This window comes from Arenibacter hampyeongensis, from assembly GCF_002909255.1.
Classification (GTDB): Bacteria; Bacteroidota; Bacteroidia; order Flavobacteriales; family Flavobacteriaceae; genus Arenibacter; species Arenibacter hampyeongensis.
In genome coordinates this window covers 356,627-373,129 of sequence record NZ_PIOB01000005.1, presented here as the reverse complement: position 1 = coordinate 373,129, position 16,503 = coordinate 356,627, and the positions used below count along the sequence as shown (strand labels likewise).

General features: G+C 39.7%; 16 protein-coding genes and 1 tRNA gene. 6 read left to right on the top strand and 11 right to left on the bottom strand.

The annotated features are described in order from the left end of the window. Window positions 1–7 precede the first annotated feature (7 nt). The 4 genes from CWD91_RS14730 to CWD91_RS14715 form a co-directional block, all read right to left on the bottom strand. Entirely contained in the window at window positions 8–757 is a 750-nt protein-coding gene (locus CWD91_RS14730) for a MotA/TolQ/ExbB proton channel family protein (RefSeq protein ID WP_103441715.1), read from the bottom strand. A 79-nt stretch (window positions 758–836) separates the two neighbouring features. Beyond that, a tRNA-Ser gene (locus CWD91_RS14725) sits at window positions 837–924 on the bottom strand. Window positions 925–990: 66 nt separating this feature from the next. Continuing rightward, window positions 991–2,037: an asparaginase gene (locus CWD91_RS14720; RefSeq protein ID WP_262509685.1), complete on the bottom strand. Its 1,047-nt coding sequence runs from the start codon at window positions 2,035–2,037 to the stop codon at window positions 991–993. A 92-nt stretch (window positions 2,038–2,129) separates the two neighbouring features. Continuing rightward, a complete protein-coding gene (locus CWD91_RS14715) occupies window positions 2,130–2,897 on the bottom strand; it encodes a TatD family hydrolase (RefSeq protein WP_103441714.1) in 768 nt (255 codons plus the stop codon). A gap of 38 nt (window positions 2,898–2,935) precedes the next feature. Here CWD91_RS14715 and CWD91_RS14710 point away from each other — a divergent pair, with 38 nt between their 5' ends. Beyond that, window positions 2,936–3,376 (top strand): retropepsin-like aspartic protease family protein, encoded by a 441-nt coding sequence (locus CWD91_RS14710; protein ID WP_192877679.1) that lies wholly within the window; start codon window positions 2,936–2,938, stop codon window positions 3,374–3,376. A 108-nt stretch (window positions 3,377–3,484) separates the two neighbouring features. On the opposite strand, the gene odhB is transcribed toward CWD91_RS14710, so the two are convergent. Further along, the gene (gene odhB / locus CWD91_RS14705) at window positions 3,485–4,705 is read right to left on the bottom strand and encodes a 2-oxoglutarate dehydrogenase complex dihydrolipoyllysine-residue succinyltransferase (protein ID WP_103441712.1); all 1,221 of its coding nucleotides are present in this window, start codon (window positions 4,703–4,705) and stop codon (window positions 3,485–3,487) included. 115 nt (window positions 4,706–4,820) lie between these two features. Continuing rightward, window positions 4,821–7,634: a 2-oxoglutarate dehydrogenase E1 component gene (locus CWD91_RS14700; RefSeq protein ID WP_103441711.1), complete on the bottom strand. Its 2,814-nt coding sequence runs from the start codon at window positions 7,632–7,634 to the stop codon at window positions 4,821–4,823. Between the two features lie 104 nt (window positions 7,635–7,738). On the opposite strand from CWD91_RS14700, the gene CWD91_RS14695 reads away from it, so the two are divergent. Further along, window positions 7,739–8,269, top strand: a complete 531-nt coding sequence (locus CWD91_RS14695; RefSeq protein WP_239985797.1) for an alpha-ketoglutarate decarboxylase — start codon at window positions 7,739–7,741, stop codon at window positions 8,267–8,269. Between the two features lies 1 nt (window position 8,270). Here the strand turns inward: CWD91_RS14695 and CWD91_RS14690 are convergent, their stop codons facing one another. The 4 genes from CWD91_RS14690 to CWD91_RS14675 all read right to left on the bottom strand — a co-directional run bounded on the left by CWD91_RS14690 (window position 8,271) and on the right by CWD91_RS14675 (window position 11,647). Next, complete coding sequence (locus CWD91_RS14690) at window positions 8,271–8,627, bottom strand: hypothetical protein (RefSeq protein ID WP_103441709.1); 357 nt, start codon at window positions 8,625–8,627, stop codon at window positions 8,271–8,273. Between the two features lie 183 nt (window positions 8,628–8,810). Beyond that, on the bottom strand, window positions 8,811–9,239 hold the full coding sequence (locus CWD91_RS14685) for a hypothetical protein (RefSeq protein ID WP_103441708.1): 429 nt from the start codon (window positions 9,237–9,239) through the stop codon (window positions 8,811–8,813). A gap of 165 nt (window positions 9,240–9,404) precedes the next feature. After that, window positions 9,405–10,421, bottom strand: a complete 1,017-nt coding sequence (galE, locus tag CWD91_RS14680) for a UDP-glucose 4-epimerase GalE (protein ID WP_103441707.1) — start codon at window positions 10,419–10,421, stop codon at window positions 9,405–9,407. A 71-nt stretch (window positions 10,422–10,492) separates the two neighbouring features. Further along, the gene (locus tag CWD91_RS14675) at window positions 10,493–11,647 is read right to left on the bottom strand and encodes a DegT/DnrJ/EryC1/StrS family aminotransferase (RefSeq protein ID WP_103441706.1); all 1,155 of its coding nucleotides are present in this window, start codon (window positions 11,645–11,647) and stop codon (window positions 10,493–10,495) included. Between the two features lie 115 nt (window positions 11,648–11,762). Between CWD91_RS14675 and CWD91_RS14670 the strand changes: the two genes are divergently transcribed. The 4 genes from CWD91_RS14670 (at window position 11,763) to CWD91_RS23085 (ending at window position 14,909) form a co-directional block, all read left to right on the top strand. Beyond that, a complete protein-coding gene (locus CWD91_RS14670; RefSeq protein ID WP_103441758.1) occupies window positions 11,763–12,998 on the top strand; it encodes a 3-deoxy-D-manno-octulosonic acid transferase in 1,236 nt (411 codons plus the stop codon). A gap of 16 nt (window positions 12,999–13,014) precedes the next feature. Further along, the gene (locus tag CWD91_RS14665; protein WP_103441705.1) at window positions 13,015–13,251 is read left to right on the top strand and encodes a hypothetical protein; all 237 of its coding nucleotides are present in this window, start codon (window positions 13,015–13,017) and stop codon (window positions 13,249–13,251) included. Between the two features lie 60 nt (window positions 13,252–13,311). Then, window positions 13,312–14,646 (top strand): sugar porter family MFS transporter, encoded by a 1,335-nt coding sequence (locus CWD91_RS14660; RefSeq protein WP_103441704.1) that lies wholly within the window; start codon window positions 13,312–13,314, stop codon window positions 14,644–14,646. A 134-nt stretch (window positions 14,647–14,780) separates the two neighbouring features. Beyond that, on the top strand, window positions 14,781–14,909 hold the full coding sequence (locus CWD91_RS23085) for a hypothetical protein (RefSeq protein ID WP_262509684.1): 129 nt from the start codon (window positions 14,781–14,783) through the stop codon (window positions 14,907–14,909). Window positions 14,910–15,047: 138 nt separating this feature from the next. Here CWD91_RS23085 and CWD91_RS14655 read toward each other — a convergent pair whose 3' ends face one another. Then, window positions 15,048–16,499, bottom strand: a complete 1,452-nt coding sequence (locus CWD91_RS14655) for a DUF1501 domain-containing protein (RefSeq protein ID WP_103441703.1) — start codon at window positions 16,497–16,499, stop codon at window positions 15,048–15,050. Between the last annotated feature and the right edge of the window lie 4 nt (window positions 16,500–16,503).

Genomic DNA, 16,503 nt, shown 5'->3' with positions numbered 1-16,503 from the left:
GTCCGACTTATTTTTTGTGATCTGCCAACATATCAATCAAAGCGATTGATGAATCTTCCATATCATTTACAATACTGTCGATTTTTGCAATGATATAATTGTAGAAGATTTGAAGGATAATCGCAGTAATAAGACCAAATACCGTTGTTAATAACGCCACCTGGATATCACCTGCAATAAGCGAAGCACTTAAGTTACCAACCGCTGCAATTTTCTGGAAGGCCTGAATCATACCGATTACCGTACCCATGAACCCAAGCATCGGAGCTACCGCGATAAACAAAGACAACCAAGAAACGTTTTTCTCCAATTGACCCATTTGCACACCTCCGTAGGCTACAACTGCCTTTTCAGCAGACTCGATACTGTCACCAGCTCTTTCCAAACCTTGATAGTAGATAGAAGCAACTGGTCCTTTTGTATTTCTACAAACTTCTTTGGCAGCTTCTACACCACCTGAAGCCAAAGCATCTTCTACTTGTTGCTTTAGTTTTGTTGTGTTCGTAGTTGCAAGATTTAAATAAATAATTCTTTCGATCGCTACCGCAAGTCCAAGAATCAAACATAAAAGAACAATACCCATAAATCCGGCACCACCCTGTATAAATTGTTCCTTAAGAACTTGGGTAAATCCTTTTTCTGCCGCTGGAGCCGCATCTTGCAAAATAGCTGCTGCTGCAACAACTTTCGCACTTACTGTATTTGTACCTGCCACAAATAACCCAGCCGTTGCTAGGATAGAGAATAGTCTTTTCATTTCTTTCAAACTTAAATTTAGTTAGTTAATAGGGTTAAAGATAAAAAAAAATTGCAATATAAAAATTAAAACTTAACAGCAGAGAGGAAGGGATTCGAACCCTCGATACCCTTGTGGGGTATACACACTTTCCAGGCGTGCGCCTTCGACCACTCGGCCACCTCTCTAGTACTAGTTAACGGGCAGCCAAATAACAAAAAAAATATTAGTTAAAGAAATTTAGACTGTTATTTTTATTGCATTTCACCCCTGAGAGATGTTTCATATATGGTTTTGAACAACTTAGGGGAAATATTATTACCAAGTAAATACATTAACTTGGTAATAGCCGCCTCCGTTGTAATATCCTTACCATTAATTACTTGTAGTTTTTGAAGGTGCTTACTGGTTTCATAATGCCCCATAAGAACACTGCCTCCTGAACACTGTGTTACATTAATAATAAAAATTCCTCTTTCCATGGCTTTTTTTAATTCCAAGCTAAACCATTCGTTCGTTGGGGCATTTCCTGAGCCATATGTCTCCAAAACCACTGCCTTTAAGTTAGGGGAATTTAAGACACTGTGCAACACGGATTGGTTAAAACCAGGAAATAATTTAAAAATGAATACATTTTGATCCATTTCTTTATGGACTTTTAGTCTTTTAGCCGAGTTCGGTCTATATAAATACTCCTCATTTACTTTTAAATGTACCCCAGATCCTATTAATGCAGGATAATTTAAGGAGGCAAAAGCCTCAAAATGCTCCGCATTTATCTTTGTAGTCCTATTTGCCCTATATAATTTATATTCGAAATATAGACCAACTTCCTGCACTACGGGCTTGTTGTTTTTCCACAATGCGGCAATCTGAATCGAAGTAATTAGATTCTCCTTGGCGTCTGTCCTTAAATCACCAATAGGCAACTGGGAACCCGTAAAAATCACTGGTTTCTGTAAATTCTCCAACATATAGCTCAAGGCTGAAGAAGTATAGCTCATAGTATCGCTCCCATGGAGCACTACAAAACCATCATGAGTATCATAATGATCCTCAATAATCGTAGCAATATTGACCCAATGCCCAACATCCATATTGGACGAATCTATAGGCTCGTCAAAGGAAACACTCTCTATGCTGCAGTCCAATTGATTTAGCTCTGGAATATTTTTAAGCAATTTGTTAAAATTAAAAGCTTTTAAGGCTCCGGACTCATAATCCTTAACCATACCTATGGTCCCTCCCGTATAAATAAGGAGAATCTTCGTTTTTTTGGCTACTGAAGTTCTATTATTCAATTTTAGTTTTTATTTAGGATATACAATGGCAAATTCCAAACTCTATCATTAGGGTTAAATCCCAATTATCAGTCAATAGATTCGACTTTCTTTTAGATTCCAAAAACCTCCATGGAATTGGCAGTTGTTATAGCTGCAATTTCGTCCTTATCCACTCCATATATGAGCGACATCTTTTTCAGAACATTAACCAAATAGGCACTCTCATTGCGCTTTCCACGAAAGGGAACCGGGGCCAGATAAGGAGAATCTGTTTCCAATACCACATGTTTCAAGTCAATTTCCCTTAAAAAAGTATCAATTTTGCCATTTTTAAAGGTAGCCACTCCTCCTATACCCAATTTCATATTATAGGAAATAGCCTTAAGCGCCTGTTCAAAAGTGCCGGTAAAACAATGAAAAATACCAAATAGCTCCTCACTTTTTTCTTCCTCCAAAATTTGGAATATTTCATCGAAACCATCCCTACAATGTATTACAATGGGGTAAGCATATTTCTTGGCCCATTGAATTTGTTGTTTAAAGGCAATCTGCTGTTCCTTAAGAAAAGTTTTGTCCCAATACAGATCAATCCCCGTCTCCCCTACAGCATAAAATTTTCTTGAGGCCAACATCTCCTCAACGTGGGCCAGTTCATCCCTGTAATTCTCCTTTACATGTGTTGGATGCAACCCGGTCATAAGAAATATATTATCTGGAAAGGAATTTTCCAAATCCAACATTGCCTTGGTATAAGATGAATCAATTGCCGGAATAAAAAAGCGTTTTACTCCCAAATCCATGGCCCTTTCTATGACCAAATTGCGATCATCATCAAAAGCTTCACTATATAAATGGGTATGCGTATCTGTTAATATCATAGAACAAAAATAGGATTATCTTTGACAAAAAATTATATATGTCCAGTCTTAAAGATTTTCTTTACAAAAAAAAATATATAGCCATTCCCTTGGTCCTAACGGCAACAAATCATTTTGAAGTTACCGCAACCATCAATGGAGTGAAAGGCAGATTTATTCTGGACACCGGAGCATCAAACACTTGTATTGGCTTGGACAAAATAGATTTCTTCAAATTAAACTCCAAAGATTCCAAAATAAAGGCAGCGGGTGCCGGGGCTACAGAAATGTTCACAAAACTATCCACTAAAAATAGGATAGAAATGGGGAGTTGGTTCAAGAAAAAACATAAAATTGTCCTGTTCGACCTAGTTCATGTAAACGAAGCCTTGACCTCCCATAAGGCTATGCCAGTAGACGGTATTATTGGGGCTGATATCCTAAAAAAAGGTAGGGCCATTATTGATTACAAAAAAACCCGCCTTTACCTAAAACAATAAGAACGAATAAGGTGGGTAAAAAATAAGACCTGCCCAGTTTTTAAAACTTGGCAGGTCCATTGTATTTCCATTCCAATACCTGAGGGGCCATGCCCCTTGAGTATTACATTAAAGCTCTAAAGCTTTTTTTACATTATTATCCATCAACAACTCTTCTGGACTCTCCAATGCTTCTTTGACCGCCACAAGGAACCCAACAGACTCCTTGCCGTCTATAATTCTGTGGTCATAGGACAGTGCTACATACATTATTGGCGCAATTGCTATGGCTCCATCACGGGCAATAGGTCTTTCCACTATATTGTGCATTCCTAAAATTGCACTTTGAGGTGGATTGATAATTGGAGTGGACAACATGGAACCAAAAACCCCTCCATTGGTAATTGTAAAGGTACCCCCTGTCATTTCATCTACTGTAATCTCACCCTCACGAGCTCTTATCGCCAACCTTTTAACTTCGGATTCCACACCCCTAAAGCTTAAATTTTCCGCATTGCGTATTACAGGCACCATTAGTCCTTTTGGTCCTGAAACCGCAATACTAATATCACAGAAATCAAAGGAAATCATTTCCTTGCCATCTATCATGGAGTTAACCGAAGGATACATTTGCAAGGCCCTAATTACAGCTTTGGTAAAAAAGGACATAAATCCTAAACCTACATTATGCTTGTTCTTAAAGTCTTCTTTGAATTGATTTCTCAATTCAAAAACAGCCGACATATCCACTTCGTTAAAGGTGGTCAACATAGCCGTCTCATTTTTGGCCGATACTAATCGCTCCGCCACTTTACGGCGTAACATTGATAATTTGGTACGACTTTCACCTCTAGGTCCGCCAGTAGGTGTACCCATGGATGGAACCGCTTTTACAGCATCTTCCTTGGTAATCCTACCGTCCTTGCCTGTACCTTTAATATTAGCAGCATCCAAGTCTTTCTCAGCTAGGATTTTCTTGGCAGCAGGAGAAGCTGAACCGGACGCATAAGAAGTTTTTTCCGGTTTTGCCTCAATTTTCTTTTCAGCCACCTCTTTTACCTCAGGTTTTTTATATACTGGCTTTTCTTCACTTTTGGCTCCTTCAGGTTTGGAAGCGCTAGTGTCTATTAAACACACCACAGCACCTACAGCAACTGCATCTCCTACTTCAGCCTTTAAAGTAATTATTCCACTCTCCTCTGCCGGCAATTCAAGGGTAGCCTTATCGGAATCCACTTCTGCTATTGCCTGATCTTTCTCAACATAATCGCCATCATTTACCAACCATTCCGCTATCTCTACTTCCGTAATGGATTCCCCTGGAGAAGGGACTTTCATTTCTAAAATCATGTTTTATAATTTTAATTTGTGTTTTGTCTGAACTCTTATTGAAATTTAACTTTCATACAATACCCAATAACCGATTTAAAACAGATTCGATCCATTTTAACCTTTGGACATTTTATTATTTATTATTTGTCGCATCTGGATTTAAACCCATGTTGTTCTTGTTTATATCAAAAACATAATCAATTACTTGTTGATGACGACGTTTGGAGCGCACTGCGCTACCTGCCGCTGGAGAGGCATAAAATCTCCTAGAGACCACCCTCAATTTATGGGCCTCGCTAAAATGCATTGTTAAATGTCCCCAAGCCCCCATATTCCTTGGTTCTTCCTGAGCCCAAACCTTATCGTCGGCATTCGTATACTTCTCCATAATCGCCTTCATTTGCTTTGCGGGTACTGGAAACAATTGCTCCACCCTAACCAAGGCAACATCCTCCCTTTTATTTTCTTCCCTAAAAGCCAAGAGGTCATAATAAAATTTACCGGTACAGAATACCAAACTCTTTATTTTGGATACCTCAGCAGTAGCATCGTCTATTACCTCTTGGAATCCACCATTGGCAAATTCCTCAACCGTTGATACAGCTTTGGGATGCCTTAATAAACTTTTAGGCGTAAAAACGATCAATGGCTTCCTATAGTTCACCTTCATTTGCCGTCTTAACAAATGAAACATATTTGCCGGTGTAGATACATCAGCAATAAACATATTATCCCTGGCGCACAACTGCAAATAGCGCTCCATACGGGCCGAGGAATGTTCTGCCCCCTGGCCTTCGTATCCATGTGGCAACAACATTACCAATCCATTCTGCAATTTCCATTTGTCCTCTGCTGCGGATATGTACTGATCGATCATTATTTGGGCACCATTGCTAAAATCACCAAATTGAGCTTCCCAGATGGTAAGCGTATTAGGGCTAGCCATGGCATAACCATAATCAAAACCAACCACTCCATATTCCGACAAAAGGGAATTATATATTTGAAAAATACCTTGTTTATCGGATATATGGTTCAGGAGCATTACTTCCTCCTCACTTTCTTCAACTTTCATAACCGCATGACGATGCGAAAAAGTACCTCTTTCCACATCTTGCCCGGACATTCGCACTCCATAGCCTTCCTCCAGGAGGGTACCATAAGCCAACAGCTCTCCCATGGCCCAATCCAAAGTGTCATTTTCAAAAAACATGGCCTTTCGGTCGTTTACCAATTTCTCAACTTTACGCAAAAACTTCTTATTCTTTGGCAGTTCTGTTAATACCTTGGCTATTGCGGTAAGTTTCTTTTTATCGTATTTTGTATCTACCGGATCCATCATTTCCCATTCACGAACGTGGGTATACCCACTCCATTCATCGGCCATAAATGGCGTTATTACGGTCTTGTCCTCTCTTCTGGAATCTTCCAGCTCCTCTTCCAAAGTAGCTTTATATTGTTCTTCGAGCTCCCTCACATAATTATCACCAATGATACCTTCCTTCATTAGTGCCTCGGCATAAATATCCCTGGAATTTTTATGCTTGGCAATTGCTTTGTATAATTTGGGCTGGGTAAAACGAGGCTCGTCCCCTTCATTATGACCATATTTCCTATACCCTAAAAGATCTAGGAATACATCCCTTTGAAATCGCATACGGAATTCCAAGGCAAAAAGCGAGGCATGAACCACAGCCTCGGGGTCGTCCGAATTAACATGTAAGACAGGACTCAAGGTCACCTTGGCCACGTCCGTACAGTATGTAGAACTTCGTGCATCCAGATAATTGGTAGTAAAGCCTATTTGATTATTTACAACAATGTGAATGGTACCATTGGTTTTATAACCATCCAAATTGGCCATTTGCACCAATTCATACACCAATCCCTGACCTGCTATTGCTGCGTCTCCATGTACAACTATAGGCAAAACCTTGGAGAAGTCATCACTGTAGCGCGAATCTTGCTTTGCTCTGGCTATACCTTCAACAACAGCACCTACGGTTTCCAAATGGGAAGGGTTTGGTGCAATGTTCATAATAATCTTCTTCCCGTTGTTTGCTTTTCGCTCAGAGGTCCACCCTAAATGATATTTTACATCCCCATCAAAGATTTCCTGCTCATAATCCTTCCCATCGAATTCACTAAAGATATCTTTTGCCTTCTTTCCGAAGATATTTGTCAATACATTTAATCGGCCTCTATGGGCCATTCCCATAACAAATTGCTCAACCCCCATTTCGGCAGCCTTTTCCACTACGGCGTCCAAAGCGGGAATCAACGACTCATTACCTTCCAATGAAAACCTCTTTTGCCCAACATATTTAGTATGCAAAAACCCTTCAAAGGAAACCGCTTCATTTAATTTTTTAAGAATATGTTTTTTCCGATCCGCATCATATTTAGGATGATTGTCATTGACATTCAACCAATTCTGAATCCATTCTACCCGCTCAGGGTTTCTTATATACATATATTCCACACCTATTGCATCGCAATAAATCTTTGTAAGGTGCTCTATAATTTGTCGCAAGCTGCTGGGGCCTATACCTAAAATTTCCCCTGCGGTAAAAGTAGTATCCAGATCACTAGGTGTCAATCCAAAATTAGCAATTTCCAAGGTGGGGAAATACTGTCTTCTTTCCCTTACGGGGTTGGTTTTAGTAAACAAATGTCCTCTTGTTCTATACCCATCTATAAGTCGCACCACCTGAAACTCCTTCTGAAGTTTCTCCGGCACCTCTACCTCATGACCACCCGCAACCGACAATGTCGCCATTTGCAATTCATCGTTAAAACCTTCCATGGAATTTTCAATGCCAAAATCGAATCCTTGGAAAAAGGCCCTCCAACTGGGCTCTACACTGTCTGGATTTGTTAGGTACTTATCGTATAATTCTGCGAAGTAAGAAGTATGCGCAGCGTTTAAAAAGGAATATTTATCCATGAAAAAGTCTCTCTGTCTTTTGAACAAAATTTATTCAAAAATACAACATTTAGCATATCTAAGCTTAACTTAGTCCTTAATAATGGAAAAATATTACAATAATTATGATAAATCGTTATTCCTTAAAAAAAAAGTTGATTTTATGTGTTTTTTTCACTGCTTTATACGGCTTGGGCTATTCACAACTGACTCCACGGGATTCAGATTTTTGGAACAATGTACATTTTGGAGGTAATTTAGGCTTTGGATTTGGCAATAATTCCTTCAACGCATCGATTTCTCCAAGTGCCATTTATCAGGCCACCGAACAATTGGGTTTGGGCGCAGGACTCAATTTTAACTATGCCAAATTTCGTGATGCAAAATTGGTGGCCTACGGTGGAAGTTTAATATCCCTATTCAATCCAATTCCTGCATTTCAACTTTCGGCAGAACTGGAACAGCTAAGGGTAAATCGTCAACTTGAATTGGATGGCGGCAATTTGGAAGAAGATTATTGGTCACCCGCCTTATTTCTTGGAATAGGCTATGGCAATAGAAATGTGACCATAGGTATACGATACGATGTTTTATACGACTCTCAAAAAAGCATATACGCCAGTGCCTTAATGCCTTTTGTTAGAGTATATTTTTAAACTAGGAACCGTACTCGTTTCTAAACCAAACTTTTTGCCATTCCCTTTTTAATATCTCAAAGGTCACCTGCTCCGAAATTTCAACCACATCGGTTGCTTCAATGGCTTTGACCACTTTCTCTGGAACGTCAATAATGTAAAGCAAGTTTAAATAATCCGTGAATTTTTCCATGATCAAATAATACACTTTCTCATGTATCAAAGTCTTCAAATCCCTTGGTGGCACCTCGTCGGGCAAGTCTATAAATACATTGGCAAACACAAAATCCTTTTGCAGTTGCAAAACTAGATTTTGATAGAGACTCTTGTCCTCTGCATGCTCTAGAAGTGCCGAAATAGTGGGAAAATTTACAACCATATCCTATTTACGAAATTTTACTTTAAATGGTTTTTGAGAAATGCAATAAAGCCATTTTTTTTCAAAAACTCCCAGTCCCAGCCTTAAAGATTGTTTGAAAATTTATCCTATGGACCTTGAAGGAACAACACCTCATTAATTTGGAACATCTACCTAACCAAAATAATATATGGTTTATTTGAATCAAAGATTATTGATAACTACATCCGTTTCCCCTTCAAAAAGTAAAACATGACAGCAATCTGCACCAACTGTATAATCCGAATCAACCACAAGTCTGTCCTCTACATATCCCTTGAAATTTATTTCAATTTTTTTGTCCCTGTATTCCATTGAATACTTATCACTAAACAAAGGGTAGACTCCATTTATTATCATCCACTCATAATCGCCACTAGAGGTATCCGGGGTAATATCAGCACCCTTTGGCAGGACCACTACTTTAAATTCATTTAAAACCACAACGTTACCCTCCTGATCTTTGACACTTATTGTAATGGTCCTATATTCTTCAGTACAGGCTACATTTATACAATCCAAAGTATCATCTTCACTTTTATTATTACAGTTCAGAATTATCAGTAATGTTATTAATCCAACAAAGCCTTTCATTTCCTTTATTTTTTAGAAGGATACAAAATCTTCGCGCGGGTTGCTTTATTCCAGGAAAATTACTTAATCCTTATATGTTAACCCCCAAAATAGACTGTCGTTCAATTATTGACACCTATCAGTTGTGCCAAAACTTATCCTAAAATCCAAGTAAGCTTTCAAGATTTATTTTCTGACCTTTTGTTCCCAAAGCCAGGCCGATTTCATAGCCTCATCCAATGTGGATTCTGCCTTCCAGCCTAAAACTTTATTGGCCTTGGTCGTATCAGCATAGGCAGAGGTAATGTCCCCAGGTCTTCTGTCAACAATTTTATAGTTTAATTTTTTTCCGGACACCCTTTCAAAACTTTTTATGGCCTCCAAAACGGTACTGCCTTTACCTGTACCCACATTAAAAACCTCATAGTTCTCCGAGTTCTTACCGTTCAGTAGTCTTTCCAACGCCACTACATGGGCCTTTGCCAGATCCACCACATGAATATAATCCCTAATACAAGTACCATCTGTGGTAGGATAATCCCCGCCAAAAACCGAAAGCTGCTCTCTAAGACCAATGCCTGTCTGGGTAATAAACGGCACCAAATTCTGTGGTACACCAATGGGCAATTCTCCTATTTCAGCACTTGGATGTGCCCCCATTGGATTAAAGTATCTAAGCGCAATGGCATTTATTCCTGGCGTTACCTTACAGGTATCACGAATTATTTCCTCTCCCATTTGCTTGGTATTCCCATAAGGTGATTCTGCTGCTTTTACGGGCGCACTCTCGGTAATGGGCATTTTATCCGCTTGTCCGTAAACGGTACAGGATGAACTAAAAATAAAACTGGAATTATTCTTTTGGGAAAGCTCCTTAAGCAAGTACACCAAAGTGCCTATATTGTTCTCGTAGTACAGCAAGGGCTTTTCCACACTTTCACCAACCGCTTTGGAAGCCGCGAAGTGAATAACGCCAACTATATCGTGATGTCTTTTAAAAAAATCCTCAACTTTTGACTTTTCTTTAAGATCTAGTTTCTCAAAAGTGGGTCTTTTCCCCGTAATGGCCACAATACCATCCAAAACCTTTTCCGTTGAATTGGATAAATCGTCAATAATAATTACTTCATAGCCCTTATTCTGCAATTCTACCGTGGTATGGGAACCTATAAATCCCAAACCTCCCGTTACGAGTATCTTCATGTAATGATTTTTATTTTAAATTTTTGTTTATATTTTGATCTGCTACAAGGGCAGTCCGAAATGACCTTCAATTATTTATCTATAAACTGAATAATGGTTTCGGTAATAAACGCGATTTGCTCATCGTCCAGCTCGGTATGCATTGGCAAAGAAATAACCTCGTTGACCAATTGATTGGTTATCGGAAAATCTTTCTCCTTATAACGCTCATCCAAATAAGCTTTTTGCCTGTGTAAAGGTATTGGGTAATACACCCCGCATGGTATTTGCTTTTCAGATAAATGTTTTACCAGAGCATCCCGTTGACCGTTCAAAATTCTCAAGGTATATTGATGGAACACGTGACAATCACATGTATCACATATCTCCTTACAGCCATTCGCCATTTGTGGGACAATAATATTCTTATTGCCACTAAAGGCCTTTGAATACTTTTTTGCTGCTGCCCTCCTACTGGCATTATAACCATCCAATCGTGATAGCTTTGATCGTAGCACGGCTGCCTGTATTGAGTCCAATCTTGAGTTCACCCCCACAACATCGTGATGATAACGTTCATACATCCCATGGTTCACAATACCCCTTAAGGTATGCGCCAAAGTATCATCGTTGGTAAATATTGCACCACCATCACCGTAACATCCCAAGTTCTTGGACGGAAAAAAGGAGGTTGCCGCCACATGGCCCATAGTACCGGCTTTCTGCTTTTCACCATTATTAAAGGTATAATCGGCGCCAATTGCTTGGGCGTTGTCTTCTATAACATATAGACTATGCTTTTCGGCAATTTCCAAAACGGCGTCCATATTGGCACATTGACCAAAAAGGTGTACAGGTACTATGGCCTTGGTTTTGGGAGTAATGGCCTTTTCCAAGGCTATTGGATCTATATTAAAACTGTCCTGTTCCACGTCTACCAAAACTGGAGTTAGTTGCAAAAGGGCAATTACCTCTACCGTTGCTGCAAAAGTGAAATCTGCGGTTATCACCTCGTCACCGGGCTTTAAACCAAGTCCCATCATGGCTATTTGTAGCGCATCGGTACCATTGGCACATGGAATTACATGCTTTACACCCAAATAGTTCTCCAACTCCTTTTGAAAGGCATGTACTTCTGGACCGTTAATAAATGCCGCTGTTTCCAGAACATTGGAGATGGAGGCGTTTACTTCCTCCTTTATGACCTCGTATTGACCATTTAGGTCAACCATTTGTATTTTCCTCATTGAATAAAACTTAGATTCCCAACTTGGTTTGGAGCAAACAATATTACAAAAATAAGGATTGGCAGCCAATGGAATTTATTTAAAGAAGCGTATTTTAGCCCCAAACCAAGATTCAGTGTTTGCTATATATAATTTTGCCGTACAATTATCCGCTCTTTTCCTGGAATTGATAGCGCTGTTCCATCCAAAAATCAAACTTTTCGTAAACGGTCGTAAAGGCGTACTATCCTACCTGCAAGAGAACATTACAAAGGGTGATCAAATAATTTGGATACACACTGCCTCTTTGGGAGAATTTGAACAAGGCCTTCCCATAATAGAACAATTAAAAAAAGATTATCCGGCATATAGAATATTGGTCACTTTCTTTTCCCCATCGGGCTATGAGGTCAAAAAAAATACGGCTGCGGCCGATATGATTACTTACATGCCAATGGACACCCCAAAAAACGCCAAAAAATTCCTGGACATCGTTGATCCCAAGCTGGTGATTTTTGTTAAGTACGAAATTTGGCCCAATTATTTAAAATCATTGGGGCAACGGAAAATACCAACTATCCTTATCTCCGCTCTTTTCAAGGACAATCAAATTTATTTCAAAAGTTTTGGGGGATTTATGCGTAAGGCCTTGGGCAATTTTACCCATATTTTTGTTCAGGATTCCAAATCCATTGCATTATTAAGCGGGATTGGCATCAAAAATACAGATATCAGCGGAGATACAAGATTTGATAGGGTAATTGAAATTCTCCATCGGGACAACAGTTTAAAGTTCATGGAAGAATTTAAGAACAATACCCAAACTTTGGTAGCTGGCAGCACTTGGCCGGAAGACGAGGCAATTTTGGTGCCTTATATCAATTCTGGCGAATCCACTTTAAAATTTGTTCTTGCCCCGCACAACATTAAATTGGAACATATCAACAAATTAAGGGCATCCATAAATAAAAAAACTGTACTTTTTTCTGAGATTGAGAATAAAGATCTAACCGACTATGAAGTTCTTATAGTAGACACCATTGGGCTGCTGACCAAAATTTATAGTTATGCGGACATTTCCTATGTAGGAGGTGGATTTGCCACTGGATTGCACAACACATTGGAACCTGCCGTGCACGGTATTCCTGTAATAATTGGACCAAACTTTAGGGGGTTTAAGGAAGCCGAAGACTTGGTCATCAAAGGTGGAATATTGGTAGTTAAATCCAAAATGGAATTCAACACCTTAATAAGTGAGCTATTAGGGGACTTAAAGTATCTATCAAAAACTGGAAACATTAACGGAACTTATGTCTCTGAAAATAAGGGAGCAAGCGTCCAAATCATGACCCATATACGTACATTACTATGAACACCTATGTACGACTATGCAATATTCCCGAATTCTCACCTTGGTTGCTGTATCCTATTTAGTGCTTTCCTGTTTTTCATGTAGGGAACCTATGGGAGAACAACAAGGCACCACACCACCAGAAAAAGAAGCTCCATCTCCAAAAAAGGAGGATATTCAGAAACCACAACCTGAAAAAGAGGCTCCCAAAACAAAAAATGGACAAAAGTCCAAAACAAGGGATACCCTTAACCCAAAAATTGCCCTATCTTAAATAGTCCATACATTTGGTTTGCTTTTTTTGTTAGCTTTACAAAAATCAACAAACCAGATTATGAATTCCAAAATTCTTCGCATTTCCCTTATTGCCGCTTTGGCCGGATTTTTATTTGGCTTTGACACTGTAGTTATTTCAGGGGCAGAAAAAAAATTACAACTTTTATGGAACTCCTCGGAAGCCTTTCATGGAACGGTAGTAATAGGCATGGCTTTGTTTGGAACCGTTATTGGAGCAATTTTAGGTGGAATTCCTACTAATAAAATTGGCAGAAAAAATACTCTTATTTGGATAGGTATCCTTTACTCCATCTCCGCCATAGGATCTGCTTTTGCCAATGATCCCGTTACCTTCGGAATATTCAGATTTATTGGCGGTTTGGGTGTTGGTGCATCAACAGTGGCGGCCCCGGCCTATATTTCTGAAATTGCTCCAGCAAAAGATCGTGGAAGATTGGTTGGCCTATACCAATTTATGCTTGTATTTGGAATCCTTGTGGCCTTCATGTCCAATTATGCCCTCAGTAATGTGGGCGAAAACGATTGGCGTTGGATGGTGGGCGTTGAAGCTTTCCCTGCTATAATTTATACCTTATTTGTTCTTACTGTTCCTAAAAGTCCTAGATGGCTTTTGACCAAAAACAGAACTGAAGAGGCCAAAAAAATTCTGTATTCCATAAATCCAGATCTGTCATTGGAAGAATTGGAAGCTGAAATTGCCTACGGAGAAGAAGGTGCCGCTGCCTCCGAAAGTATTTTTATGAAAAAATATCGATTCCCATTGACTCTGGCTTTTCTAATCGCATTTTTTAATCAATTCTCTGGGATCAACGCTTTCTTGTACTACGCTCCTAGAATATTTGAGGCTGCGGGATTAGGTGAAAGTACTGCCTTGCTCAGTAGTATAGGAATCGGTATCACCAACCTCATCTTTACCCTATTGGGTATATTTCTGATTGACCGCCTAGGTCGAAAGCAATTAATGTATTTTGGCTCTATTGGCTATATAATTTCATTATCACTGGTAGCAGCTGCTTTTATTTTAAACTGGGAAGGCATGGCAGTCCCTATTTTTCTATTCCTATTTATTGCATCCCACGCCATAGGTCAGGGTGCGGTAATTTGGGTATTTATTTCGGAGGTATTCCCCAATCATTTAAGAGGAACCGGTCAGGCTTTTGGCAGTTCTGTACATTGGGTACTGGCCTGGCTAATACCCTCCTCTATCCCCGCACTTTTTGCTTGGGTAGGTCCAGGACCTGTTTTCGGATTCTTCGCCTTTATGATGGTGTTGCAATTGCTCTTTGTGATGTTTATGATGCCGGAAACCAAGGGAATTACCCTCGAGGAACTCGGCAAAAAACTGAGTAGATCTAAAAATAATATCGATTGATTTCCAGTAGTTTATCGAAAATTTTAACAATACAACGGATTAGTATACTATTTCAAAGTCATTTAACGGATTTGACTCTGAAACCCATCATAATTTAAGGATAATTCATTAAATTGTATTAAATTCTTAATATTATGGAAGATGTTACTTTTGGCACTAGGGTGCTCAATGGATTCCTTAGCCTTATGGTAGTAGTATTGGTCGCCATTCTATTAGCTGTGGTAGTCTGTCTGATTTTAGCAGCTTTTGGTTTCTTTAATTGAAACTGGACCCTACCGTTCTAGACCAATACAATTCCGAGTTATATTATTCCCCAAATATAGCATGGCTATTTATTTATATTATTTCAGTTTCGCCTTATTGGTCTCTATCACTTCACTTGTATTAACGCAGGTAGGTATTTAGGTCACTATTCTCTCGCCAAACAAGTCCAATATTGGTTTACCTTGTCCATCCGGAGTGGTATAAAACGGTCTACCTTCAATAGTATAATTTGTTTCCGGATCCATACCCAAGGCATGATATATGGATTGATGCACCTGATCGATCACCACTGGATTATCAATTGAAGAGCAGGGTCGTTCATCCGCTGTTTTACCATACACCAAACCTTTCTCAACTCCACCACCCCACATGAGTATGGAGCTACCATCGGTAAAATGCCTATGCATACCATAGAATTTCTCGTCTTCGATGATGTCCGGTTGATTTACCTGGTCCTGCACGGGCACTCCTGGTCGGCCTTCCATAATAGCATCCCTGCTAAATTCACTGGCCAAAATTATAAGCGTTCTATCCAAATGCCCTGATTCATCCAAGTCTTTTATGAGTTGTGCTATTGGCCGGTCTATTAGCTCTTTCATTTTTGCCGCCCGGGTATGGCCATTTTCGTGGGTATCCCATCCAAGAAAGGGTTCATATTCCGTTGAAACACTGATGAACCTACCGCCGTTCATGGCCAATCTTTTTGCCAAAAGGCACCCCAACCCAAACCTACCTGTATTGTAGGTATCATACACCTCTTTGGGCTCCTGTGATAGATCAAAAACCTTGGCTTCAGGAGAATTCAACAACCGATAGGATTGTTCCATGGAACGCATCAGGGACTCCCTTTGATAATCACTACCGCCCTCCATAATCTTACTCTTATTGGCCAACTCCTTATAAAGTTTATAGCGGGCTTCAAACCTTTTTAGCGACATGCCTTGTGGTGGCCTTACACTATCCAAACCTGTAGACGGGTCCGGTATTAGGAACGGACCATATTCACTCCCCAGAAATCCAGCAGAATGAAATGCCTTTAATTCCTCTGCCTCTCCAACAGTAAATCGCTGTCCCATGGCTATAAATGGAGGAATAACTGGGTTTACAGGTCCCATTTCTTTGGCAATCCAGGCACCTATATGTGGAGCTTGCACAGACTGGGGCGGCTCATAACAGGTATGCCAATGGTACTGATGACGCGTATGTAGTATATGACCAAGATCTGCTGATTTATAAGAGCGGATTATAGCACCTTTATCCATTACACCCCCTATCCCTTCGAGTCCCTCCGAAAAATGTAATCCGTCCACTATTGTGGGCACTTTAGGAAACGTACTTAAAACCCTTTTGCTCTCCACTCCCTTTGTGTAAGGTACAAAAGCCTTGGGGTCAAATGTTTCAGTATGGGCCATTCCCCCTGCCATCCACAGTAAGATAACGGTATCTGCTTTGGAAGTTATAGCTGGAACCGAATTGCAGGAACTTAAAAAACTGGCCAAGGGAATGCTGGTAGAAGCTGCCGCCAGACTGGCTGCCCCCATCTTTTTAACAAAATCCCTTCTCGCACTACTATGTAAATCCTTATTCATTTTA